7 protein-coding genes and 1 pseudogene are annotated in these 8886 nt (G+C 61.5%); 4 read left to right on the top strand and 4 right to left on the bottom strand.

Annotated elements, in window-relative coordinates; translation table 11 throughout:
* Nucleotides 1-99: 99 nt before the first annotated feature.
* Nucleotides 100-1215: a DUF2336 domain-containing protein gene (locus CWO89_RS36475; protein WP_245476741.1), complete on the bottom strand. Its 1116-nt coding sequence runs from the start codon at nt 1213-1215 to the stop codon at nt 100-102.
* Between the two features lie 259 nt (nt 1216-1474).
* On the opposite strand from CWO89_RS36475, the pseudogene CWO89_RS36470 reads away from it, so the two are divergent.
* From CWO89_RS36470 to CWO89_RS36460, 3 genes and pseudogenes are all read left to right on the top strand, one after another.
* Nucleotides 1475-2325 (top strand): annotated as a pseudogene (locus tag CWO89_RS36470) (SDR family oxidoreductase).
* Between the two features lie 54 nt (nt 2326-2379).
* Complete coding sequence (locus tag CWO89_RS36465) at nt 2380-2628, top strand: hypothetical protein (protein ID WP_130583227.1); 249 nt, start codon at nt 2380-2382, stop codon at nt 2626-2628.
* Between the two features lie 312 nt (nt 2629-2940).
* Nucleotides 2941-4347: an adenylate/guanylate cyclase domain-containing protein gene (locus CWO89_RS36460; protein ID WP_130583226.1), complete on the top strand. Its 1407-nt coding sequence runs from the start codon at nt 2941-2943 to the stop codon at nt 4345-4347.
* Nucleotides 4348-4533: 186 nt separating this feature from the next.
* On the opposite strand, the gene CWO89_RS36455 is transcribed toward CWO89_RS36460, so the two are convergent.
* Nucleotides 4534-5352 (bottom strand): Crp/Fnr family transcriptional regulator, encoded by an 819-nt coding sequence (locus CWO89_RS36455; RefSeq protein WP_130583225.1) that lies wholly within the window; start codon nt 5350-5352, stop codon nt 4534-4536.
* A gap of 412 nt (nt 5353-5764) precedes the next feature.
* Entirely contained in the window at nt 5765-5947 is a 183-nt protein-coding gene (locus CWO89_RS36450) for a nucleotidyl cyclase domain-containing protein (RefSeq protein ID WP_130583224.1), read from the bottom strand.
* 235 nt (nt 5948-6182) lie between these two features.
* Between CWO89_RS36450 and CWO89_RS36445 the strand changes: the two genes are divergently transcribed.
* Nucleotides 6183-7892: a sulfatase-like hydrolase/transferase gene (locus tag CWO89_RS36445; RefSeq protein ID WP_130583223.1), complete on the top strand. Its 1710-nt coding sequence runs from the start codon at nt 6183-6185 to the stop codon at nt 7890-7892.
* A gap of 112 nt (nt 7893-8004) precedes the next feature.
* Here CWO89_RS36445 and CWO89_RS36440 read toward each other — a convergent pair.
* A partial coding sequence (locus tag CWO89_RS36440; RefSeq protein ID WP_283813572.1) for a glycine betaine ABC transporter substrate-binding protein occupies nt 8005-8886 on the bottom strand: 882 nt, incomplete at its 5' end.

Below are 8886 nucleotides of genomic sequence, written 5' to 3'. Positions count from 1 at the left end.
CAGCGAAGCAATCCATGCCGCCACAAGCGGTGAGATGGATTGCTTCGCTGCGCTCGCAATGACGGGAGACGTCGCGCTCGCAATAACGGGCGCCGCGACTTAGCTCGCGCCCAATCGTCCCTCCGCCGGCTTCTCGATCCGGTTGTGGAGCTGCCAGAAGCGCACGGTGCGCTGGGCGGTCTCGATCGACAGGCGGCGGAAATCCCGCTGTGCCTGCTCCATGGTTTGCGCGGAGATCGGTTGCGCTGCCGGCCGGTTGCCCAGGATCGTCTCCACCGTCGGCCAGTTCAGTCTGGCCGCGCGGCAGGGGATCAGGATCAGGTCGGAGCGGTGCCCCTCCATCAGCCGCGCGATCATCTCGGGCTCAACGTCGTTGAGCAGCGCAATCGCGACGATCACCTCGTCGAACTTGCCCGCTTCGGCGAACTGGAACACCGCCGCATCGTCCAGCTCGTTCAGCTTCTTCATCAGCTTGACGAGCTGTTCGGCAATGCCGAAGCTGCGTCGCACCGCAGGCTCCTCGCGCGCGATCTCGTCGAGCACCTCGCGGATCTCCTCCTGCAGCGCCGGCGGCGCGATCGAGAGCAGGCGGGCGCGCACGGCGTCCTTGGCGCGGTGCAGCAGCTCGCGCAGGAATTTGGTCGGAAGATCGATGCGTAGTCCCAGGATCTCGACCAGCTCGTCGTCATCTTCAGCGCGCGCGACGATGCCGGAATAGCCGGCCTCCGAGAAGCGCGCGCCGGCATTGTTGGCGAGCCGGCGGATCACGCGCACCTCGCCGCGATCGACGATCACGTCGGTGACTTCTTCGGGAATATTGGCGCGGCCGGAGATCGCAAGCAGGTGGTCCTGTCCCTTGGTGCTGGCAACCTCGACCAGGGTCTCCGTCGAGACGCGGATCGAATGCGCCAGCACTTCGCCGGCGACCTCGATCTTGTCGTCCTTGGCCAGGTGCTGGATTACCTCGAACGGTGCGTAGTCGATCGGCGCGAGGCGCTTGCTGAGCTCGGCTTTGGCCCGGCTCTCGACGCGCGTGATCAGGAGGCACAGGACGTCGTCGAACACCTTGACCTGTTCGTCGCTCAAGCGTTCGCCGTCGTTCAGGAAGAGGTCCGTGACCCGCCGAAGGGTCTTGATCCGCTTCGCCGACGAGCCGTCTCTCACGGCTTCCTCGAGTTCGGCGATGATCGAGTGAGCCGGCTGTTGCACCATCATTGGAATTGTTCTTGTTGCAGGTTCTCTGGTTGGTCCTGAAAATGGCAAGCGCGGTCTTACGCCTGCGTTAAGCTGGAACCCGGTCCCGGTTGGAGCTCGCGGGGAAGGTTAGCAGGACGTAACCAATTCAACTCAAGATCGCCGGATCGTGCCTGCCGCTCGGCTGGATCAAGCCTGCAGCGTTTTCTTCAGGCGAACCGGTATCCACTTCGCTCGAAAACGCTGTAGATGTCCCCGGGAACATCAGGGGAGACCAGTCATGAGATCGGTCGTGATCACCGGCTGTCCACCGGCATCGGCTGGGCGGCGGCCAGGTTTCTGCTCGACCGCGGCTTCCGCGTGTTCGGCAGCGTGCGCAAGCAGGCCGATGCCGACCGGCTCACAGCCGAGTTCGGCGCCAATTTCACGCCATTGATCTTCGACGTCACCGATGAGGCCGCAGTGCTTGCCGCCGCACGCCAGGTTCGCGACGCGCTGAATGGCGAGACGCTTGCGGGCCTCGTTAACAATGCCGGCATTGCGGTGGTGGGCCCGGTGCTCGAGCTTTCGGCAGACGAATTCCGCCGCCAGATGGACGTCAACGTCATCGGGCCGGTGATCGCGACCCAGGCGTTCGCACCGCTGCTCGGCTCCGATCCGTCGCTGCGGGGTGCGAAGGGGCGGGTGGTGATGATCTCTTCCGTTTCGGGCAGGAACGGCAACCCGCTGATATCTGCCTATTCGGCTTCCAAACACGCGATCGAGGGGTTTTCGGAGAGCCTGCGCCGCGAACTGATGCTGTTCGGCATCGACGTCATCATCGTTGCGCCCGGCGCGGTGAAGACGCTGATCTGGGACAAGGCGGAAGAGGTCGATATTTCCGCCTACCAGAACTCGCCCTACTTCCCGGCGTTGCAGCGGATGCGGAAATTCTTGGCGTTGCTTGGCACGAACGCCCTGCCGCCGGAGAAGATCGCTGAGACCATCTTCAAGGCGCTGACGGCGCCGAACCCAAAGGTGCGTTACCAGATCACGCCGGATCCGATGCAGCTCATCATGGCGTCAATCCTGCCGAAGCGCACGCTCGACCGGATCATCGCCAAGCGTCTCGGCCTGATGCCATCAGCGTGAGCATGCCGGCGACATGTCATGCCCTCGCCGCATTCGCCCGTCACCGGAGCTTGCATGTCCACCATCGGCAAGAACCATGCGGAACTGACCGCGATCGCCAATGACGCGCTGCGCAGTCAGCCGGGATGCGAGACGGCGCAAGTTGTCGCCGTCTCCGCCCGGCCGCATGCGAGCGCGGGCCGCAATTGGGAAATCCCGAACGTCGTCCTCGGCGACAGCCTGATCAGCGACGTCGACCGCGCCGTCATCACCGTGCATCACCAGCTCGGCCGCAGATTCCATCTCGTCGGGGACCAATCCTAGAGCTTTTTCGAGCCAAGTACGGCGTGGCTCTGAAATCGTGCGTTTGTCGGGGCAGATCGGAAGTGATCGCCAGACGATCAAGACGACGCTTTTGACCCATTAGCGAACATGGAGCGAAATGGGTTCAAAGCTCGGCGGTAGTCGGACTAATGCGACGCCCCGTCGGTGTTGGGAAACGTGATGGCCACCCCAAGCTTGTCGCCAAGGCCGACATTTTGCTTTGTGTCCAACGGTGAATAGGACACTCAACGAACACCCAAGGGATGGGTGAGTGGGGTTTCGGCTTTGCCTTTTTTCGTGTAGCATCGTCGCATGGACGAAGCGGAGACTTTGTTTGTGGCCCTGCGTCAGTCGGCCGACGACGACGTGGTGGAGATGCTCGAGCGCATGGTGCGGGATGCCCCCGATCATGCCTTGAACAGGATGAACGCACTTGATCTCGCGGCCCGCAACGGTATCGATGAGGAGCGGGTCATTGCCGCGCTCCTGAATGCGGTGGGGCTCGGCATTTTCGAGATGACGTGGAACGTCATGTGCCCAAGTTGCGCCGGTGTTCTTTCCGCTAATAAGAGCCTAAAGACCCTGGACCGGGCGCAGTATAATTGCGCTTTCTGCGCCGCGGGCTATGAGACGACGCTCGACAACCTGATCGAGGTGAGCTTCACGGTAAGCCCGCGCGTTCGGAAGATCGCGGCCCACAATCCCGACGAACTGTCCGCGGCCGAATATTATCGTCAGATCTTCTGGAGTTCGGCCATCGATCTCCCAGCCGATCTGGAGAAGCTGCTGCAGGAGGTCACGCTCGAAAGCGTCGACTTGCCGCCAGGAGAAAGGGCCATCCTTTCGTTGCAATTGCCGAAGGGCACGTTGATCGTATTCGATCCCGTGACGCATACGGCCCAGTTCCTTGATGTCGGCGGCGAGGAGGCGAGCGAGCGCCAGAACCTGTCCGTGATCTTCAACAAGGTCCAGGTTCCGGTCGACACCATTGCCTTGCGCCCAGGGCCACTGCGCCTGGCTTTGGAAAACCGCACCGAAAGTCGCGTGTTGCCGGCTATATGGGTGGCGAACCAGGCGCTGAACGACCTCCTGAAGCGACGCAAGCCCATTCTCAATGCAAAGCGCCTCCTCACCAATCAGACCTTCCGCGACATCTACCGGACCGAAACGCTCGCCATTGGTCAGCGTCTCAAGATTTTGAGCCTGACTTTCCTGTTCAGTGATCTCAAGGACTCCACTGAACTCTATGAGCGCGTCGGTGACCTCGTTGCCTTCGATCTCGTCAACGAGCATTTCAGGCTGCTGCAGGAGATTATCGCGTCCGAAAGGGGGGCCGTGGTGAAGACCATTGGCGATGCCGTGATGGCGACCTTCGAAACGCCTGACCGTGCCATCGCCGCTGCGATCCGCATGCGCGAGGCGATGAGCGATCTTGGCGCCGAGCGTCAGCATCAGAGCCTGCGCCTGAAGATGGGCATCCATGAAGGATCATGCCTCGCGGTCACACTCAATGCCCAGCAGGACTATTTTGGCCAGACTGTAAACATCGCGTCGCGCGTCCAGGGCCTTGCTGCCTCACGCTCGATCGTGGTGACGGAATCGGTGCTGGAAAACGCGCATGCCCGGGCTCTGCTTGAGAGCAACGGGCTAAAGCCAACGCTCAGACGCGTGGCGTTGAGCGGCATCGCGGACAAGGTGTCGGTCTACGAGATCCCTTGAGCGCGTGTCTTCCTGACACTTTTCAGAAGTGAAGCGCAGCGCTGGCGATATCCGTTGATCGCGGAAAAACGGACTTCATCCGCTATCGCGCTCAGGTCCAAAAATAACCCCAACCGGAAATTGTTGCCTCACGAGACCGGCACTGCCGTCGGGACGTGGCAGTGTGAGGCAATCAGGAGCCAAAGGTTAAGTTATGTCGTCCGTGGCTGTAGTCTGCCGCGCGGCTTTCTCTTGTGCGATAGTTCCTTCTAGCCGCGAGATGTTCTCCAGCAGGCGCTGGCTGGTGAGGACGAGAAAGTAATAACCGAATTGCGGATTTTGAAAGTAGATTTCGAGCAACCTCTCATAAGTTATGGTCAGCACTTGCCCGTCTTCTATGCATTCGACCGTCGCGGTTCGCCGTTTATTGGGAGTAAGGAAGCCAAGTTCGCCCATGAGACGTCCCGGTGGAAGTTCGACGCCGATTTCCGTGACCAAAAACGTTCCTGTGACCGCCAGGAACATTTCGGTAGCTGCATCGTCCTTCTTGAACAATATGTCGCCCCGGCGATATCTGCGTTCGGTCATGAACGGTTTGAGCCATTCCATCGAGGTGTCGCCCTCCGTCGCGATACGCGCCTTCTTGATCAGATTGAGCATTTGACGCAGGCGAACGGCATTGATCGGCAGCAACAGCAGATACAGGAGAAAAGTCGCGACGTTTCCGGAGAGCGCGCCAAAGGCGACGAAGAATGTACAGCCGGCCATGTTCGCGACGCGCAGCGGCACCATTGTCTGCATCAGCAAGGTAGCGACAAAGAAGATGGCGCCAACGAGGGCGAACATGTTGGCAAGCGTGATGTTGGCCAGCACAATTTCCAGCAGCCGGCCGAATAGTGCGTCGTAGGTGATGTTGTTGGGATCGAGACCCAGTTGAATCAGAATCTTTGCGATCCTGAGATTGTCCGCCGCCGTATCAAGAATGCGGTTTAGTATCGTCGAAAAATCTGCCCTGCTGGACTCCATCGGATCATCCCCCGCGCAAAGCCGCCGGTATTCGTCGGATATCGAAGTCGGATAACAACCGTTGAGTAAGATTAGTAGATCATGATCCGATTAAATGGAATCGGATATGATCTCATCTGTTTGTTTGAGCACGATCTTCGCGCAAAAGCTTCGCGTTTGTCGCGAGGGAAAACCGGTTTCCACTTTTCCGGATCATGCTCTCGCGGTCTCGAATCGATCAATTTTACCCTGAGCGGCGGTGTCGGCAATTACCCGCTCTCGTTGGTCTTGCCGTTGTAGCTGCCCCTGAGCTGAAGAGAAGTAACGTCGGCTCTCAGGCGACTTTCGCAGGTGGAGAGCAACAGTTTCGCAAAATCGGAACTTCCGAGTTTGGCTCTTCCCTGACATTGGTTTCGGACTGCGTTGTGTCCGCTCACGCCAGCAGAACGGACGTGCGGCTGCATCGGGCAGCTTTATCCCAGAGGGCGGCGCCCTCACCGTGCAGATCGTCGACGACCACGAGGCCCGTGGCGATACCGATACGCACCTGCAACGAGGTCGTATGGCCCGCATCGAGCTTGGCCACGGTTTCGATCAAGGCGAGGCCCGCGCGCACCGCCTATTCGGCGCCCTCCTCATGTGCCGTTGGATTGCTTGTAGGGGACGTCCTTTGCCCGTCTGCTGCACGTGGATTTACCCTGCCTCCTGCCCGCGGCCGCAAATTCATTGCGCATTCATGACGATTACATTACGGTTTTGTGACGCGACGCGGGTTCCGGCTGCGTCGTCCGCCTCCTGGTCACCTCCAGCCAAGGCGAACTACTGCGCCGGGGAATGTTGCGTCGTCAGCCATGGCGCCCGCGCCAAATCAAGGTTCTTCGATTGCCGCGATTGCGGGCGGCTTGGCCGCGATCGGCATCTGGCGCCTGCTCGCCGTCGCCGCGCCGCAGATGGCGGCGCTCGCGATCCTGGTGCAGACCGAGACCGATTTCGGCTCGCGCCTCTGCTTCCTCTTGTCCTGGGGTACACTTAACTTCTTCTTCATTGCGCTGCTGCGGCGGCCGGCGCTATCGGGGGCGCTGTCGCTGACGCTGGTGGTGGCGTTGGTGCTGCTCTCGCGGTTCAAGCACGAAGTCGTGCAGATGACCGCGAACTTCGTCGACCTGATGGTGATCGACCACGACACCGCGTCCTTTCTGCTGACGATCTTCCCGAACCTGCGCTGGTCGCTGATCGGCGCAGGCGCCGTCACGCTACCCTTGATGTATGCGCTGTGGTGGCTCGATCCGTTCCGCGTCCGTCGCCTGCCGGCGCTGGCCTGCAAGCTGGCGTGCCTTGCCGCGCTGGCCGGATACGCCGTCACCTGGCCGGATGAGGATTGGCGCGGCTATTACGACGACGGCTATCTCTCGAAATTCGCTCGCTCGGGCGTCACGGCGGTTTCCGATTTCATCAACTACGGCTTCATGGAGTCGGATGCGGTCGCGAGCGAGCACCTCAAGATTCCGCTGGTGGATTCCTGCCATCCGGCCGGCCGCCGGCCGAACATCATCCTGATCCACGATGAATCGAGCTTCGATATCCGTGCGGCCGAAGGCGTCAGGATGCCGCCGGGCTACGGCGCGCAGTTCAAATCCTATGACGGCGTGGAGCGAAAATTCCTGGCCGAGAGCAATGGCGGGCCGAGCTGGTTCACCGAATACAACGTGCTCGCGGGGCTCTCCTCGCGCTCCTTCGGCCGTTTCGCCTACTTCGTCACCCGCATCGCCTCCGGCCGCGTCGAGCGCGGGCTGCCGCTTGCGCTTCGCCGCTGCGGCTACAACACGCTTTCGCTTTATCCGGCGTTCGGCGCCTTCATGAGCGCGCGCAGCTTCCAGGCCACGACCGGCATCCAGCGCTTCTACGACGCGCGCGATCTCGGCGCAAAGGATGTCGAACCCGACCGCTTCTTTTACGACAAGGCGCTGCGGCTGATGGCGGAGCAGCCGCCCGGCGCGCCGCAGTTCACCTTCGTCTATCTCGCCGCCAACCATTTCCCGTGGAAGACGCCCTTGCGGGCGGACCTGACGCCGTCCTGGCGCCCGCTCGGCAACACGCCCGTCATCGACGAGTATCTGCGCCGGCAGGCGATGAGCGCCAGCGACTATGCCGCCTTCGTCGCGGGACTGAAGAAGAAGTTTCCGGCGCAGCCGTTCCTGATCGTGCGCTATGGCGATCACCAGCCGGAATTCGCGCCGCATCTTCTTGACCCGAGCCTCGATGCGGCCGGAATCGGCAAGAAGCTCGAGAAGTACGACCCGCGCTATTTCGCGACCTACTATGCAATCGACGCCATCAATTTCGAACCGGTGAAATCGCCGGCCGTGATGGAGACGATCGATGCGGCCTATCTGCCGCTGGTGATCCAGGAAGCCGCCGGCATTCCGCTCGATCCCTCGTTCGAGGAGCAGAAGCACATCATGCTCCGCTGCAACGGCCTGTTCTATGCCTGCAAGGACGGCGCCGAGGCGCGCCGCTTCAACCGCCTCCTGATCGACGCGGGTGTGATCAAGGGGCTGTGAGGGGCGCTATTCCCACTTCTCCGTCATTGCGAGCGAAGCGAAGCAATCCATCTCGCCGCAAGCGGAGGCATGGATTGCTTCATCGCTTCGCTCCTCGCAATGACGAAGGGATTCACTTCGTCCCGATCTTCTCCCACAGCCAGCGCGCCACCGCGTCCGGCGAGGAGGAGCCATCATTGCCGGCGGCGCGCAAATTCGCTTCCCGCATCGCGGCGATATCGATCCGTCCGAGCAGCGGCTGCAATGCCGCGCGCAGCTTTGCATCATCCTTGCGCTTGGGCGCGAGCAGCATCACCGCGTCATAGGGCGGGATCGCGTGTTTGGGATCGCCGAGCACGACGAGATCATATTTCGCGATCAGCCCGTCGCTGGTATAGCCCGCGATCACGTCGACATCCCCTGAAGCGATGGCGGCATACATGAAATCCGGCTGCATCTGCCGCTGGGTCCGGAACGACAATCCGTAGGCTTGTTTGATGCCGGCCCATTCCGGCCGCGAGAAGAATTCGTAATCGCCGGCGATCGACATCGACGGCGCGAGTGCCGCAAGATCGGCGATGGTGTGGATGCCGAGCGCTTCCGCACGCTGCTTCGGCATGATCAGCGCATAGGCGTTCGCAAAGCCGAGCTCGCCGAGCAGCGTGATGTCCTGTTTCGCCAGGATCGCCTTCAAGTCGGCCAGCAGCTCTTCGCGCGGCCGGATGTCGGTGTGATGGAACTGGTTGGCCCACAGCGTGCCGGAATAGTCGACATAGACGTCGATATCGCCGGCCTTGAGCGCATCGAAGATCACGCTGGAGCCGAGACCGGCGCGCGTGGTCGCGGACAGCCCGTCCGCGTTCAGCCGCTGCGCGATCAGGGCTGCCAGCACATATTGCTCGGTGAAGGTTTTCGCGCCGACGACATAGTTCGACGCCGAGCGCGCCATCGTCGGCACTAGCGTCGCTGCGACCAGCGCCGCGATGCCGACGGCGCCGAGCGCGGCGCGCAGCCG

It is taken from the genome of Bradyrhizobium sp. Leo170 (genome assembly GCF_004296405.1).
Lineage (GTDB): Bacteria > Pseudomonadota > Alphaproteobacteria > Rhizobiales > Xanthobacteraceae > Bradyrhizobium.
This window is presented reverse-complemented; position numbering and strand designations above follow the sequence as displayed.